This window comes from Streptomyces sp. NPDC001889 (assembly GCF_053594535.1).
In genome coordinates this window covers 17,255-32,901 of sequence record NZ_JBSFER010000037.1, presented here as the reverse complement: position 1 = coordinate 32,901, position 15,647 = coordinate 17,255, and the positions used below count along the sequence as shown (strand labels likewise).

The following is a 15,647-nucleotide window of genomic DNA, read 5'->3' as shown; positions in this document are numbered from 1 at the left end:
GGCTATTCACGGTCGTCGGCCGTGGCCCGGCGGCGCAGCGCGACCAGCGCCCCGATCACGGCGGCCACCGCGACGAGGGCCCCGATGCCCACCACGACCTCGGTGGCGGACCCGGAGCCGCCGGAGCCCGCGCCGCCGCCCTCGGCCGGTTCGGCCGACCACCAACTCCAGTAGCCGTCCTGACCCCAGAGGTTCCCCCCGTCCTCGGGCATGGTGGTGATCGACGCGATGTGGTCGGTGCGGTAGGCCTCGACCGCGTTCGGATAGGCGAGCACATGCATCAGCCCCGTGTCGTACAGCCGCGACTGCATGCGTCTCACCACGTCGGCGCGCCGGATCGGATCGTACTCGGCGATTTGTTCCGCATACAGGTCATCGAATTCCCGGTCACAGATGAAGTTGTCGGTGGAACCGGTCGACCTCGGGGTTTCCGGGAGTGCGGCGCAGGTGTGAATCGCCAGGACGAAATCCGGGTCCGGGTTGACCGACCAGCCGTCGAAAGCGAGATCGTAGTCCCCTCTGAGCCAGGGATCGGAGACATTGTCGCGGCACTCCATCCGCGTCTCGATCCCGAGATCCCGCCAGACGTCGTGGAGATATTTCCCGATGTTCGCCTCGATGGGCTCGGTGGCGTGGCACAGCAACCGGAAGGAGAGGGGACGGCCGTCCTTTCCGACCCGCGCACCGTCGCGGTTCTTCCGGTAGCCGGCCCGGTCGAGGAGCAGCGCGGCCCGCTCCGGATCGTGGGCGATCCGCTGCCCGGGGCCCGGTTTCCAGAAGTACGCCCCGAAGCGCGGCGGGATATAGCCCTCGCCCTCCACCGCATGGCCCCGGAAGAACCCCTCGACGATCTCGGAACGGTCCACGGCGTGGAAGAGCGCCCGCCGCACCACCGGATCGCGCAGCGCCCGGTGCCCGGTGCCGAAACGGGTGCCGTCCTTCGACTGTGCCCCCGGGTTGACCGCCAGAGCGAGGAATCGGCGTCCGGGAGCGTCGTTCACCTTGATGTTCTCGGCTCGCTTCAGCGCGGCGGCCTGAGCGGGAACCAGCCCCTGGACAAAGGAGACCTCCCCCTTCCGCAGGGCGGCCACCGCCGCGTCCCCGTCCTTGTGGAAACGGAGCACCAGTTCGTCGAACGCGGGCGCGCCGCGCCAGAAGCGCTTGTTGGACTTCAGCACGATGAACCGGTCCACCTTGTACTCGGTGATGACGAAAGGACCGTTGCCGACGACCGGGAACTGCCGGTCGTTGTTGAAGGTGCCGAAGTCCCGGACCCTCTCCCAGATGTGCCGGGGCACGATCGGGACATCGAGGGAGACCATGGTGGCCTGTGGTTTTCTCAGCTCGACCACCAGGGTCACCGGATCGGGCGCGGTGACCTTCCGGAAATTGGCGGTGAAACTGCCGTTGGCCGTCGCCGCCTTCTCGTCCGACATCATGGTCCGGAAGGTCCACGCCGCGTCCTCGGCCGTCACCGGGCGGCCGTCCGACCAGAAGGAGTCCGCGCGGATCGTATAGGTCCAGATCAGTTTGGAGGGCGAGGACTTCCAGGCCGTCGCGAGCCCCGGAATCACCCGGCCGTCCCGGGGGTCGTAATTCGTCAGATACTCATAGGCCAGCCGGTGGACGGTCGTGGACACCAGCCGCTGCGCCAGAAAGGGGCTGAGCGAGTCCACGCTCTGCGCCACGGCGACGGTCAGGACCCTCCGGCCACCGCCGTCCGCCCCGGCCCGTGGCGCGGCCGGTGCCGAGACCTGTGCCGAGACCTGTGCCGAGACCGGTCCCGAGGTCGGTGCCGAGACCGGCGCGAGGGCGAGGGCGAGAGCCAGGGCCGACAGCACGAGGGCCGCGCACAGCGCCGCCCGTGCCCGGACCCGGCGCGGTGATGGGAGCCGACCGGCCATGACGGTGACCTCGCCTCGTCGCTCACGGGCTGCTGATCCGAGGTGTACCAGCGGTGACCGGCGCCGTCAACGACCCCCGTCGGCGGCCCCGTCGGCGTTCCGGGACGGCGTGTGCGGCCGGGCGGACGCGCCGGGGCCCCGGTCGACGGGGTCGACCGGGGCCCTCGTTCGGCCGCTCTACTGCTGCGGAGCGTGCGGGGGATGCCGCGGCGGCCACCCGGCCGGCGGCAGCGCGTCCTGGTCATCGGGCCGCTCCGGCTGTTCCCGCTGCTCCTGCTGTCCGGGCTGTGGCTGGGGCGCGTGCTGGGCCGGGTACGGCTGCGGGTAGCCGTACTGCGGGGGAGGCGGGCCGCCCCCCGGGCCCTGCTGCGGAAAGCCGTACGCCCCCTGCTGCGGCTGAGGCGGGGCCGGCGGATAGGGCTGCCCGGGGGCGGGTGGCTGCCCCGGCTGCTGGGGGTGGGGCTGCTGGTGGGGGAGCGGGTACCCCGGTACGCCGTGCCGCGGTGGCTGCGCCGGGTGCATCGGCGGGCCGTGGTGCTGAGGCGCGCCGTGGTGCGGGGGCCCGCCGTGGTGCGGCGGGGGCTGGGGGTGCTGCTGCCCGTGCTGCCCGGGGTACGCCGGCTGCGCGGGGGCCTGCTGATGGCCCGGCATCGGCGGCGGCATGGTCGGCGGCGGGTTGCCGTCCGCCGTCCACAGCCCCTGCTGCTGCTGGGCGCGGGAGAAGTCCTCGGCGATCAGCGCCGACAGATGGAAGTAGGCGTCCCGGGTCTTCGGCCGCATCATGTCCAGATCGACCTCGGCGCCCGCCGCGAGATGCTCGTCGAACGGCACCACGACCACACCCCGGCAGCGCGTCTGGAAGTGCGCCACGATGTCCTCCACCTTGATCATCTTCCCGGTCTCGCGCACCCCGGAGATGACCGTCACGGAGCGCTGCACCAGCTCCGCGTACCCGTGCGCCGACAGCCAGTCCAGGGTGGTGGACGCGCTGCTCGCGCCGTCCACGGAGGGTGTCGAGACGATGATCAGCTGGTCGGCCAGATCGAGCACCCCGCGCATGGCGCTGTAGAGCAGCCCGGTGCCCGAGTCGGTGAGGATGATCGGGTACTGACGGCCCAGCACATCGATCGCCCGCCGGTAGTCCTCGTCGTTGAAGCTCGTCGAGACCGCCGGGTCGACGTCATTGGCGATGATCTCCAGACCCGACGGCGCCTGCGAGGTGAAGCGCCGGATGTCCATGTACGAGTGGAGATACGGGATCGCCTGCACCAGGTCGCGGATGGTGGCCCCGGTCTCCCGCCGCACCCGGCGGCCGAGCGTGCCGGCGTCCGGGTTGGCGTCGATCGCCAGGATCTTGTCCTGCCGCTCGGTCGCCAGGGTCGAGCCCAGCGCGGTGGTCGTGGTGGTCTTGCCGACGCCGCCCTTGAGGCTGATCACCGCGATCCGGTAGCAGGAGAGCACCGGGGTGCGGATCAGCTCCAGCTTGCGCTGCCGCTCGGCCTCCTCCTTGCGGCCCCCCAGCTTGAAACGTGACGCGGCGGTCGGGTTCCGGCTCGACTTGGCTTTCTGCTTGTTGTTGCGCAGCAGCCGGTCGGAGGAGAGTTCGACGGCCGCCGTGTACCCGAGCGGCGCGCCCGGCACCGACCGCTCCCGCTGGTCGTGCGTCACCGCCGAGGGCCAGGCCGCGCCGGAGCGCGGGTCCACGGCCGGAGCGGCCGGGTACGACGGCCCCTGCTGTCCGGGCTGCCCGTGCTGTCCGTGCTGCTCATGCTGTCCTTGTGGGGGCGCCGGCCGCTCCGGTGGCAGCGGTACGGGCGCGTGCGCGCCGGGCTGCCACTGCGGGGGATGGCTGTACCCCTCCCGCGGGGCGTGCGGTGCCACGGCGGGCGGCAGCGGTGCCGGCGGCAGCGGCTGATGCGGCGCCTGCGGCTGAGGTTGGTGCGGTGCCTGTGCCCGCGGAAGGGGCTGTGCCTGCGCCTGTGCGGGCGGCGGCGGTGCCTGTGCCGGAAGGGGCAGGGGAGCGGACGGTACGGGAGGGTACGCCCCGTGCTGGGCGGCGGCGGGCAGCGGCCCGCCGCCGTGCGGCGGGACCGGGGGAGGCGGGGCCGCGGACTCCTGGGAGGTCTGCGGGGAGACCGGCCACTGCGGCGCGGACGCGGGTGCCGAGGCGGGCTGGAACGCGGGCGGCAGCGGCGGAAGCCCGGAATCCGGCGTGGGCGGACCCATCGACCAGGGCTGTGCGGGGCCGGGCGCGGGCGGGGGTGTCCCCGGTGCCCCCTCGGGCACCTGTGCCTGCGCCTGCGCCGGTGCCTGTGCCGGGGGCTCCGGCGCGGTGCCTCGTGGGTCCCCGGGCCCCGGCGCGCTCCCCGCCCCGGCTGCGGACTCCGGGCCGCTCGGCGCGCCGGAAGCGCTGGGGCCGCCGGGAGCCGCCTCGTCGTCCTCCCGGCGCGGTTCGACCGTCCGAGCAGCCGCCTCCCGGCCGCTGTCGGAGCCCGCCGCCCCGGAGTCCGTACCGGGCAACGGGAGCGGTACCGGGGCCGGGAAGGGGCCGGACGGGCCGGAGCCCTCCGCACCCTCCGCGCTCTCACCCGCAGGGCCGTCCCCCGGGGCGCCCGGGGACAGCGCGGGCGCGGCGGAACCCTCCGTACCGCCGGAACCTCCCGCGGCGGCGGAGCCACCGCGGTCGCCGGTACGCTCCGCGCCGCCGTGTTCCGCTTTCTCCGTCTCCCGGGCCTCCCCGGCGGCCCGTTCGGCCTCCTTGGCGGCGTCGAGCGCGGCGAACTCCCGCTTCAGGGCGGTGGGGGAGAACCGCATCGTCGCGCCGCTCTCCGCCTCACCGCCGCCGAGCGCCCGCGCCGCCGGCTCCTGCTCCCCGCCCCGCTCCGGCGCGGGGGACCGCTCCGGCGTCCACTGAGGCTCGAACCCACTTCCCACCGGCAGCCCCGGCGTCGCCACCGGGGAGCCACTGGGCGGCGGCGGAGGCGGGACCCGGCCCGCGCCCGATCCGTCGCCCGCCGCGTTCTGCGTGTACCAGGCCGGAGGGGTGTAGTCGATGGTGAACTCACCCGTCATCTCGGCGGGCTCCGCGTCGGACTCATCGGCGGGAAGGTCCCATCCCCCGCGGATCTCGTCCCGATCGCTGTTCACTGTGCCTCCTGGTGTGGTCGAGCACCCTGGTGCGTCGTGGGTGGGGCGACCGTTCTCTCTGCCGATCGGCCCGGCTCTCCGCCCGGGGACACGATGGGCATCCCCGCAGGTTCTTCTGCCGCTGTCCGTCCCAGCCTAATCGTCAACAAGGGCGGCCCGGCAGGGCCGACGCCCGACGGCCACTGTCCCCCACGCCACACGCCGCCACCAAGTGAACAGAAGGTGGCGGAGAGCCGGGGAAGGTGCGGAGACCGGGGCCCGGCGCCACCGGTCCCGCCCCCGGCCCGTCCCGGCGCCCGGGGGCGGGGCCGTACCGCGGCCACCGGGCACCCCGGGACGCCCGGGCGGAATCACCGCAGGTCGAACTCCCCGTCACGCGCCCCCAGAACGAACGCGTGCCACTCGGCCTCCGTGTACCGCAGCACGGTGTCGGGGTCCAGCGACGACCTCATCGCGACCGCCCCGCCCGGCAGATGGGCGATCTCGACCCGCTCCTCGTCCTCGCTCGTGCCGGGGGCACTGAGCCACTCGACGCCCGAGATGTCGAGGGCGTAGAGCTCGTCCTTCTCCTGTGCGCTCCCCATCGGTCCAGCTCCCCTTCCGTCGGCGGTTCGGCACCGGCCCAGCGCCGCGACCCCGCGCCGGCGGTCCGCCCGGGACCGGTCCCCATCACGCGGGAAGTCTAGGCCGAGCACAGCGCGTCATCCGGCGGAATCCCGGCGGGCGCACGCAAGAACGTATGAGCGTACAAACCCGGCCCGCGCGGGGGCGCGCACACCGGCTCAGTCCATCCGCCGGGCCGCGCCCAGCAGCCCGCTCTCCGGGTCCGTGCCGCTCGTCATCACCCAGTGGCGCTCCCGGCCCGAACACCACAGCGTCACCCCGTCCGCCAGTGTCGGCAGCGCGTCGCTCTCCGCCCGGGTCAGCCCCAGAATCCGGCCGATCTGCTCCGCCTCCTGCGGCGACACCCGCTGCACACCCACCAGGGTCGAGTCGCGCAGCAACCGGGGCGCCACCGGGCTCAGATACGGCAGCAGCGTCAGCACCGACTGCCAGGGCGAAGCCACCACCCGGCCGCGCGGCGGCCGCATACCGCAGTCGCGCACCACCACCACGGGACTGCCGACCGTCGCGCCCATCGGCGGCACCCGGCCCACATCGTGCAGCGTCACACAGTCGAGCCCCGCGCCCGCCGCCTGCGCGAGCCCCGTCCACGCCCGGGCCCGCCCGGTCTCCACCGCCACCCGCGCACCCGTCCCCGCCGCCCGCAGCGCGAGCACCTGGGCCGTCCACAGACCGCCGATCAACAGGACGTCGTACGGAGTCGAACGGTGGAACCCGATCATCAGCGGGCGGCCCTCCGCGTCGTCACCGATCACCACACCGTCGTCCCCGACCGGCAGCGACAGCGCCCCCAGATCACTCGCGGACATCGTGTGCCCGGCGTGCTGCGGACCGCGCAGCCCGCGCGGCCCCCTCACCGGGCACCGCCCAGCGGAAGCGTCGCCAGCGCGCCCGGCACCTGCTCGCGGTCCAGCCGGACCAGACCGACCTTCGCGGCGCGCGCCGACTGCTCCAGCGTCCGGCGCACCCCTATCAACTCGGTGTCCGAACCCCCGGTGACCCGCACATGACCGGCCACGGCCATCGCCCCCTGATGCGCGCCCCGCCGCAGGGTGAGGCTGAAGGTCGTCGCGTACGCCGGTGCCGCCGTCAGCAGGGACACCAGTTTGGGCAGCGGAGTGGCGCCCCGGCCCAGCTCCGGCCAGCGGCCCACCGCGTAGGTGGTGTGCCAGCGGTCGTCGCACCGCCAGACCCGGGCCGTCTCGCTGGTCCGGCGCCGCGGCGCGGCATCCGGCCGGCCCGCCCGCGCCGCCAGCCTCGGACTCGCGCAGGCGGCGGTCGCCACCGTGGAGTTCAGCTCCTCCTGGTCCAGCACCACCGCCTGGAAACCCGCCCCGGTGACCCGGCTCGCCACATGGTCCGCGACCCGCACCAGACAGCGCTGCGCGCCCTCCAGCCCACCGCCGCGCGCCTCGACCGCCTCCCGGCACAGCTCCGGGTCCAGCTTCACCGCCACCCAGGTCATCCGCAGCGCGGGCGCGCCCGTCCGCTCCTGCAACGGGGCGTACGACAGCCGCGCCATCGACTGCTGCGGCAGATGCGGCGCGGGCGCGGCCCGCACCTGCTGCACCAACTGCACCGACTCCAGCACGATGTCGTCCACCGCGAGCGCGCCGCCCAGCACCGACAGCGGCAGCGCCCGCGCGCCGAAGGCGGGACGCAGCGCGTCACCGCTCGCCTCCACGCGCACCACGGCCGTCAGGAACGACCCATCGCCGAGCATGCCGACCGTGCGGCGGCTCCGGTCCACCCAGGGGAACGGGCGGAAACCGGGCACGCTCTCCGCGACGGGCGCCAGCGACGCGTCGGTGCCCCGCGCCGCCGGTTCGGCATCCCGCCCGCGCGAGCGCAGGGCCAGCGCGGTGGACAGCCAGTCCTGGACGGCCTGTCCCCGGCGCCGTATGAACGCGAGCAGCAGCAGTGCGCCGCCGAGCACCGTCGTGGGCACCAGCCACAGACCCCCGAGCGCCAGCCCGACCAGCGCGAGACCGATGGCGATCTCCACCAGCGCCAACTGGCCGAGCCGGAGGGGGCCGACGCGACCGCCGCGCGCGAGGGGGCGCAGAGCGGTGGACGCGGGGACGGCGGCGGCGGTCGCACCTCCCGCCGGACCCGGTGCGGCGCCCCGTCCGCGCCCTCCCCGGGAAGCGCCGCGACGCCGTTCCGAAGTCCGGCCATTTCGCGTGCGCGTCGCCGTACCCATCGCCGCGTTGCCCCCTCGTGTCCGTAATTACCAAATTCCTCTGGGCGTTGACCGGGCGATCACCCTACCGGAGCAGTAACCCCTGAGCCGCAGCAGGCATAGTAGGGGGCGGCACGAGGGCCGGCCCCTCTCAGCGAGTACGGGAGCCTGGCCGCCCAGCGGGGAGAGGGACAGCGGACAGATGGCATCACGTCGGGACGAACTCAACGCGTACACCTTTGCCAAGCGAAGGCTGATCGCGCAGTTCCTCCAGCCCAGCACCACCGGTTCGGAGGAAGGCGCACCGCGCCCGCTGCGTGCCGTGGTACCCGGTGCCATTGTCGGAGTGGTGATTCTCGCGGGATTCGCCGCCTGGGGCATGTTCCGGCCGGTGGCCCCGAAAGGATGGGACGCCCCGGGCGAGAATGTGATCATCGCCAGTGAATCCACCACGCGCTATGTGGTGCTGAAAACCGGGGACAAGGTACAACTCCACCCGGTGCTGAATATGGCGTCAGCGAAGCTGCTTCTCAACGCCAACAAGGACAAGGTCATCAAGGTCGCCGAGTCGGTACTCGACAAGGGCGATATCCCGCACGGCGCGACCCTCGGCATTCCCTACGCCCCCGACCGCCTCCCCAAGGCGAAGGAAGCGGGCGAGGCCAAGCGCTGGGCCGTGTGCGAACGCCCCGGAGCCGGCGGCAGGTCCATCCAGAAGGCCGCCTTCGTCCTCGCCGAGCGCGAGGAGAGGAAGACCGACGGCGCGAACCGGCTCCGCGACGGCGAACTCCTCTACGTGGAGGGTCCCGCCCCCGACCGGAAGCGGTACGTCGTCGACGCCGCCGGAACCGCCTACCCCCTGGCCGGCGACGAAGCGCTGCTGCTCCAGGCCGTCGGACAGGTCCGGGAGCCCCAGCGCGTCTCCGCCGCCTGGCTCGCGACCCTCCACGAGGGCGACACCGTCGACTTCCCCGAACTCCCCGCCCCGCCCGGCACCGACGCCGGCATCCCCGCGGCCGACCTCGACCCCTCCCTGAACAAGGTGGGCATGGTCCTGGAGGCCGGCGCCGGGTCCGGGGACCAGAAGTACGTGGTGCTGCCCGGCCGGGTGGCCCCCGTCTCCGACTTCACCGCCAACCTCATCCTGAACAGCAGGGACCTGGTCGGACTCGACCAGGACGGCGAGCCGGAGCGGCTCAGCGCCGGTGCCTTCCGCCCCGGTGAGCCCTTCAACCAGGACCGGAAGTGGCCCCAGCACCTCCCGGAGACCGTCAACGAGGCGAGCCGCGAGGACGGCAGCCGCAACACCGTCTGCAACGTCCTGCGCGACGTCGACGCGGACAACGGCGAGACCACCCTCAGCACCTGGGCCGGCACCGGATTCCCCGCGCCCCTGCCGGTCGGTTCCAGCAGCGCCTATGTCACCCCCGGCTCCGGCCAGCTGTTCCGCCAGTTCAAGGGCTCCCAGACGGACACCGGATTCCTGTTCCTGGTCACCGACACCGGCCTGCGCTACGCCATGCAGTCCAACAGCGACAGCGCCACCGACTCCTCCGCCATCGGCTCCTCCGGAACCCCGGAGGAGAAGGAGGCGCGCCAGCAGGAGGCCCGGCTCGCCCAGGTCCGGCTCGGCTTCAAGGACATCGAACCGGTGCCGGTGCCCGCCGCCTGGTCCTCCTTCCTGCCGACGGGCCCCCGGCTCTCCACCGGCTCCGCCAACCAGCCCCAGGGCTCGTGAGGGCCGGCGGCGGGGGCGCGCGCCCCCGAAGGTTCTCCCGGAGGCTGCTCGCCGGCGCGGCGGCCACCGCCGTCACGGCCATCGGCCTTCCGGTGCTGCCCGCGACCACCGCCGCCGCGGACACCCCGGGCCAGTGCACCTACCCCGCCGACCCCTACAAGGGACGGCCCTGGGCGCTCCAGCGCGTCCTCCTGGACGAACTGTGGAAGCAGTCCACCGGCAAGGGCGTGCGGGTCGCGGTCATCGACACCGGAGTCGACATCAGGCACCCCCAGCTCCGGGGCGCCGTCGACGCCGGCGCCGGCCTCAACACCCTGCCGAAGGACGGCAAGGACGCAGGCGGCAACGCGATCGACCGGGGTGCCGCCAACGGGACCACCGACAGCGTCGGCCACGGCACCAAGGTCGCCGGCATCATCGCCGCCCGCCCCGCCGAGGGCACGGGCTTCGTCGGCCTCGCCCCCGGTGCCACCGTCATCCCCATCAAGCAGAACGACGGTGAGGGCCGCGGCACCGCCGCCACCCTCGCCCGGGCCATCCGGCACGCCGTCGACGAGGGCGCCGGGGTCATCAACATCTCCCAGGACACGGTCAACGCCGTGAAGCCCGACCCGCTGCTCCTTCAGGCCGTGAACGAGGCCCTGAAGGAGGGCACGGTGGTCGTGGCCTCCGCGGGCAACGACGGCCTCGGCGGAAACGTCAAGAAGACCTACCCCGCGTCCTTCGAGGGGGTCATCGCCGTCGCCTCGTCCGACCGCAACAACGAGCGGGCCGCCTTCTCCCAGTCCGGCGACTTCGTCGATGTCGCAGCCCCCGGCGTCGACATCATCACCACCGTCCCCGGCGGCGGCCACTGCGCCGACAACGGCACCAGCTTCTCCGCCCCGTACGTGGCCGGCCTCGCGGCGCTCATCAAGAGCAAGCACCCCAGATGGACCCCCCGGCAGATCACCGCCCAGATCCAGCAGACCGCCGAACGCTCCACCGATGGCCACGACCGCCTCGTCGGCTGGGGCGTCGCCGACCCCGTCCGGGCCCTCACCGAGGACGACAGGCCCATCGAGCGCCCGGCCGCGGGCGAGGGAGTCACCGCGGCGCAGACCCCGACTCCGCCCGAGGTCCACCTGGGCGAGTCACCCGACGAGCGCGACACCCGCCTCGCGGCGTATGTGGTCGTCGGCGGAGGAGTGCTGGTCGCGGCCATCGCGGGCGGCGCCATCGCCCTGCGCGACGCCCGCCGCCGCACCGGCCGAACGGCGCGCGCCGGAGCGGAATGACCGCCACCACAAGAGATGGCACGGATTCTTCACATTCCCGAAGCGGCCCATCACTGAAGCAGCTTGGGGCTGTCATAGGCAATCGATAGAGTGGTATCCGGCTGATCAGCGGTGGTATTCCGCCGCGATCACGAGGGACAGCTGTAACAAACGGGGAGGAACGGGCATCGTGCTCGATGCGGAGAGTGGTGGAGTCGGAGGTTCGGGCGGGACGGGTGACCTGCGGCGCGGTGTCGACGCGCTGAAGAAGTTCCATGGGCAGGTGACCGCACTTCTGAAGGATTTCGAAGGCGGCGAGGGCAGCAGCAGCAAGGTCGCGGAACAGCGTGTCTCGCGGGCCTCGTTCAGCGGCGCCCATCTGCCGTTCGCAGAGGCGGACGGGTTCTTCAGCCAGTACAACCGGGTGCACACGGCACTTGTCTCGCTCTCGAAAACCCTTGGCGATCAAATCGAACTGCTGACCATCGGTGTTCACGCCGCCGACGTCGGCTTCGACAACGTGGAGGAAGAGATGCGCCGGCGCTTCCACACGATCCAGTCCGTCCTCAAGGAGGAGCGGACCGCACAGGAGAAGCAGTACGGGGCGCCCGGGGAGAAGAGCGCGGAGCGCAACAACGACACCGCCCTTCCGACGGACTTGGGGTAATGGCCGATGGGTGACAACGGCAAGCAGGAACTGACCCACGAGCAGCAGCAGGCCGCTGACTCCACACAGATCCAGACCCGCTTCGGCGCCACCGACGCCATCGAGCGCGTCCTCGGCACCCTGGAGAAGTTCGGCCTCGGCTCCGGCTCCGGACCCGGTGGCTTCTTCGGCAAGACCGACTTCGAGAACGCCCGGCTCAACGCCATGATCGACCTGCTGGAAGCGGCCAACCCGACCGACCTGGAGAACGCCGGGGACGCCCTTCAGCGCGCCACCAAGGCCCTCAACAAGGCCGCGGGCGACCTCGACGCGTTCGTCAAGGGAGTGGAGTGGACGGGCGAGTCCGGCACGGAGTTCCGCCGCTTCGGCGCGGAGCTGTCGAAGTACGCCGGCGACCTCGGCACCTTCGCCAACGCCGTCGGCACCCAGATGAAGGTGGCCAGCGAGGGCCTCACCTCGGTCCGCAACTCCAAGCCGCCCCGCGACACCCGCGCCGACCCGAAGAAGCCGGAACACTTCCCGGATTCGGAGCGCAAGCAGGACAACCCGGAGTACGTGGCGGCCCAGAAGGCGGAGAAGGATCGCCAGGAGGCGATCAATCAGATGAACCGCCTGGCGTCGTTCTACGCGGTGTCGGAGCAGACGCTGGCGGGGAAGGAGCCGCCGAGGATTCCGGGGGCGTTGTCTGCGGCGGTGCCGCCGCCGTCCAGCGTCAAGAATCCCGGTCGGGGGACGGACGAATTGGGCCGCCCTCGCTCGAATGCCTACGCCCAAGTTGCTCCGGATGAGCGGGCCACCCACATGGACGTGGTGAACACTCCTCAGGGCCAGCCCGTCGGCTCCGTACCGACTGCTCCGCTGACCTCGACGGTGCCCGCGCCGACACCGACAGCTCCGGGCCCTGTGACACAGGCACCGGCTCCCGACACATCGATGCAGATCGACTCCGTCGCCGCTCCGCCCTCCACCCCCGCGGCCCCGGCCGCGCCGACCCCTTCATCCAACGCGCCCGGTGGCACACCCAACAGCCAGGTGCCGCCGGTGACCGCCGGTATTCCCAACGCCGGGCAGAGCAAGGCCGCGCCCCCGGCGCAGCGTGCGCCGGGAGCCTCCAAGGTTGGCGGAGCGCCCCCCGTCGGTGCGGGAGGGCGGCCCCAGGTCGGCGGCGCACCACCGGCCCGGTATGCCGAGGCCGGTCGCTCCGGTCCCATGAGCGGTGGCCCCGGATCGCCCGGCGGCAGTCAGGCCGGCCGAGCGGGTGCCACGGGACCCGTGGGCGGAGGCGCCGGATCGCAGGGAGCAGCGCGTGCCGGTACTCCCGGTGGCGCTCCCCAGTCCCCGATGGCCGGACGAGCGGGTACGGCCGCCGGACAGCAGATGGCCGGCAGGCCGGGCTCCGGGTCTCCCGCAGCAGGGTCTCGGGCGGGCCGTGCGGACGGCATCGTCGGGGGTACGCCCCAGCGAGCCGCCGGCGGTTCCACGGCGCCGCGTGCCCCGAGAGGAACGGTCATCGGTGCGGATGGTCCGGCGTCCAACCGGGCCTCCGCCGCAAGGCCGGGCCAGTCCGGAGTCATCGGTACGGGCCCTGCGCGCAATGCCCCCGCTGGGCGCGGTACCCCCAGCGCCAACGGCATCGTGGGTACGCCACGCAGCGGTGGCACCGGGCCCCGCTCGGCCAACGGGGGCTTCACCGCCGGTGGTGCCGGGCTCACCGGTGGCCGTCCCGGTCGTCAGCACTCCCCTGAAGAGGAGCGGGACCAGCCCGGTTCGACCCGTCCGGACTATCTGACGGAAGACGAAGAGACATGGGCGGTTCGGCGGCGTGTTGTCCCTCCAGTGATCGATTAGGCACAGCGGAAGGTTCGGAAGCCAGAATGACGGCAGGAATGAGCCGGGTCCGGAAGCGTGGAGAGTCGTACGCCGTGAGGCGAGGACTGCTCTGTGCGGTGGCGGTGGCCGGAGCTTGGACCGTGGGAGTCGTCGGGACCGCTCCAGTGGCGGTCGCGGCAGAGGATGTGCGGTCCAAGCAGTGGTACCTGGATGCCATGGACGCCGACAAGGTCTGGAAGACCACTGCCGGAGAGGGCATCAAGGTCGCTGTCATCGACTCCGGGGTCAACTCGTCCACTCCGTCGCTCAAAGGCCAGGTTCTCAAGGGTCTGGATGCCACAGGGGTGAAGGGCGATGAAACCGACGACTATGACGGGCATGGGACGACCATGGCCGAATTGATCGCTGGTACAGGCCGCGGAGGCGGATTGCAGGGGTTGGCTCCCAAGGCGAAGATCATTCCCTACCGTGTTGCTCTGGGAGAGTTTCAAGAGGAGAACAAGGAAGATCCCTGGGATAAGTCGGTGGCGATCCGTGCGGCGGCCGATAGCGATGCCCAGATCATCAGCATGTCAATCGGCAGCGAATTCTTTGAACCCAAGGAAGAGCTCGCCATCAAGTATGCGGAGAGCAAGGGAAAGTTGCTCTTCGCGGCTGCTGGAAACTCCGGGCACAAGGAGAACAAGGGCGAGTATCCTGCCAAGTACCCGGAGGTTGTCGGGGTTGCTGCGGCAGCCCCCGAGGGTCGGACAGCCGAGTACTCCGAGCACGGAGAATTCGTCGATTTGGCATCCCCCGGCAATGACATTCCTGCCTGGTGTGACGCCACCTTCAAGAGCTACTGCGACGGCGACGGCGGCACCAGTGCCGCCACCGCCATCGCCTCCGCCTCCGCCGCCCTCATCTGGTCCGCCAACCCCGACTGGACCGCCAACCAGGTCCTCCGCGTCATGTTCGAGAGCGCGGGCAAGGGCAAGGACGGCAAGGGGAAGGGGCTCAGCAACTACTACGGCCACGGCGTTGTCCGGCCGGGGGCACACATCAACCGGGGGCTCGGGAAGCCGGGTGACCCCGACATCAGTCCGTTGACCAACAAGCGGACCGGTGGGGCCGGTGCGTCGGCGGCTCCTTCCGCATCAGGCGCGTCACAACCGGGCGAGGGCGCGGACGGCACCGCTCCCGCCGTGGCAGGCTCCGGCGACACGCCGGAGCAGGAGAAGGCGGGGAGGACGGAGAGCGCCGCCAAGTCCGAGGACGAGAGCAGCCAGTTGGGCCTGATCCTCGGTGGTGCCGCGATCGTGGTCGTCCTCGCCGGAGGCGGCCTCCTCGTGGCCCGCAAGCGCCGCGCCGCCTGAGCCCGAGGGCACGGTGTTCCGCCGCCGGGGCAGGCGGCGGAACACGGTGGCGTGACCCGCCCATGAACCAGCACCATTCACCCGATCGAGTAGAAGCGAACGCAGCGAAGGGAAGACTCATCCATGTCGGATGTACAGAAGCTCGGTGATGAGGGCCTCAAGAGTCTCCAGGACGAGATCACCAAGAACTTCGAGGGCGTCAAGGCCCAGCTCCAGAGGCTCCACGGTGTCATCGACGACCTCGAGGGCAAGTGGAAGGGCATCGGCCACGGTGCCTTCGACTCGAAGCAGGCCGAGATCAACGAGGGCATGGTGCGCATCGCCAAGATGCTGCTCCACTTCCAGGAGGCGATCCAGGTCACCCGTACCACCGCCGGCAACACCGAAGAGGACGTTCGCGCGGCGCTGCAGGGCGTCGACGTCACCGCCGGGTTCAGCGGCGACGCGGGCGCGACCAGGGCCGCCACCTCGAACATCAGCGGCTACTGAGCCCGGCCCACCGCATCACCGGCGACACACACCACCCACACACAGCATTCGGAGGACCCATGGCGAACAACGGCGGCGCGGACATGATCGTCACCTATACGGCGCTGCAGCAGGCTGCCGCGACCATCGACAAGCAGGCCGGGGAGCTGGACCGGAGCCTGGAGGCCATCCAGGGCAAGCTCCGCAGCATCTCCAGCACCTTCGAGGGTGAGGCCGCCACGGCCGCTGAGGCCTACCACAAGCAGTGGGACAAGGAGACGCGGATGATCCACACCGCGCTCCAGGGCATCGCCCGCGCCGTGCGCGACGCGGCCCCCGCGTACCAGGCCGGTGACCGGAAGGCCGCAGGCTACTTCTAGGAGCCCGCCGCGCGCGGGAATCCGTACCGGCGCCGGTGTGGGTATGCGCGGGAGATGCCCACTCCGCGGACCGTGGCCCGGCCCCCTCACCCGAGG

The 15,647-nt window shown here is 72.1% G+C and carries 12 protein-coding genes; 7 read left to right on the top strand and 5 right to left on the bottom strand.

Annotation, left to right across the window (positions count from 1 at the left end; all coding sequences use genetic code 11):
* Positions 1–2 precede the first annotated feature (2 nt).
* The 5 genes from ACWCRA_RS32845 to eccE form a co-directional block, all read right to left on the bottom strand.
* Entirely contained in the window at positions 3–1,904 is a 1,902-nt protein-coding gene (locus ACWCRA_RS32845; RefSeq protein WP_451069280.1) for an ABC transporter substrate-binding protein, read from the bottom strand.
* Positions 1,905–2,081: 177 nt separating this feature from the next.
* The gene (locus ACWCRA_RS32840; RefSeq protein WP_451069279.1) at positions 2,082–5,051 is read right to left on the bottom strand and encodes an SCO5717 family growth-regulating ATPase; all 2,970 of its coding nucleotides are present in this window, start codon (positions 5,049–5,051) and stop codon (positions 2,082–2,084) included.
* Between the two features lie 350 nt (positions 5,052–5,401).
* Complete coding sequence (locus ACWCRA_RS32835; protein ID WP_351557570.1) at positions 5,402–5,635, bottom strand: DUF397 domain-containing protein; 234 nt, start codon at positions 5,633–5,635, stop codon at positions 5,402–5,404.
* 198 nt (positions 5,636–5,833) lie between these two features.
* Positions 5,834–6,484, bottom strand: coding sequence for a hypothetical protein (locus tag ACWCRA_RS32830; RefSeq protein WP_351557567.1), 651 nt, complete (start codon positions 6,482–6,484; stop codon positions 5,834–5,836).
* A 44-nt stretch (positions 6,485–6,528) separates the two neighbouring features.
* The gene (gene eccE, locus ACWCRA_RS32825) at positions 6,529–7,878 is read right to left on the bottom strand and encodes a type VII secretion protein EccE (RefSeq protein ID WP_451069278.1); all 1,350 of its coding nucleotides are present in this window, start codon (positions 7,876–7,878) and stop codon (positions 6,529–6,531) included.
* A gap of 181 nt (positions 7,879–8,059) precedes the next feature.
* On the opposite strand from eccE, the gene eccB reads away from it, so the two are divergent.
* From eccB to ACWCRA_RS32790, 7 genes are all read left to right on the top strand, one after another.
* Positions 8,060–9,595: a type VII secretion protein EccB gene (eccB, locus tag ACWCRA_RS32820; RefSeq protein WP_451069277.1), complete on the top strand. Its 1,536-nt coding sequence runs from the start codon at positions 8,060–8,062 to the stop codon at positions 9,593–9,595.
* Entirely contained in the window at positions 9,592–10,872 is a 1,281-nt protein-coding gene (gene mycP / locus ACWCRA_RS32815; RefSeq protein ID WP_351557559.1) for a type VII secretion-associated serine protease mycosin, read from the top strand. The genes eccB and mycP overlap by 4 nt, the downstream gene beginning before the upstream one ends.
* 169 nt (positions 10,873–11,041) lie before the next feature.
* The gene (locus tag ACWCRA_RS32810) at positions 11,042–11,518 is read left to right on the top strand and encodes a hypothetical protein (RefSeq protein ID WP_351557557.1); all 477 of its coding nucleotides are present in this window, start codon (positions 11,042–11,044) and stop codon (positions 11,516–11,518) included.
* Between the two features lie 6 nt (positions 11,519–11,524).
* On the top strand, positions 11,525–13,366 hold the full coding sequence (locus ACWCRA_RS32805; RefSeq protein ID WP_451069276.1) for a WXG100 family type VII secretion target: 1,842 nt from the start codon (positions 11,525–11,527) through the stop codon (positions 13,364–13,366).
* Between the two features lie 26 nt (positions 13,367–13,392).
* Positions 13,393–14,703, top strand: a complete 1,311-nt coding sequence (locus ACWCRA_RS32800; protein WP_451069275.1) for a S8 family serine peptidase — start codon at positions 13,393–13,395, stop codon at positions 14,701–14,703.
* A gap of 123 nt (positions 14,704–14,826) precedes the next feature.
* Positions 14,827–15,192, top strand: coding sequence for a WXG100 family type VII secretion target (locus tag ACWCRA_RS32795; RefSeq protein WP_351557548.1), 366 nt, complete (start codon positions 14,827–14,829; stop codon positions 15,190–15,192).
* A 59-nt stretch (positions 15,193–15,251) separates the two neighbouring features.
* Positions 15,252–15,551 (top strand): WXG100 family type VII secretion target, encoded by a 300-nt coding sequence (locus tag ACWCRA_RS32790; protein WP_351557545.1) that lies wholly within the window; start codon positions 15,252–15,254, stop codon positions 15,549–15,551.
* Positions 15,552–15,647 lie beyond the last annotated feature (96 nt).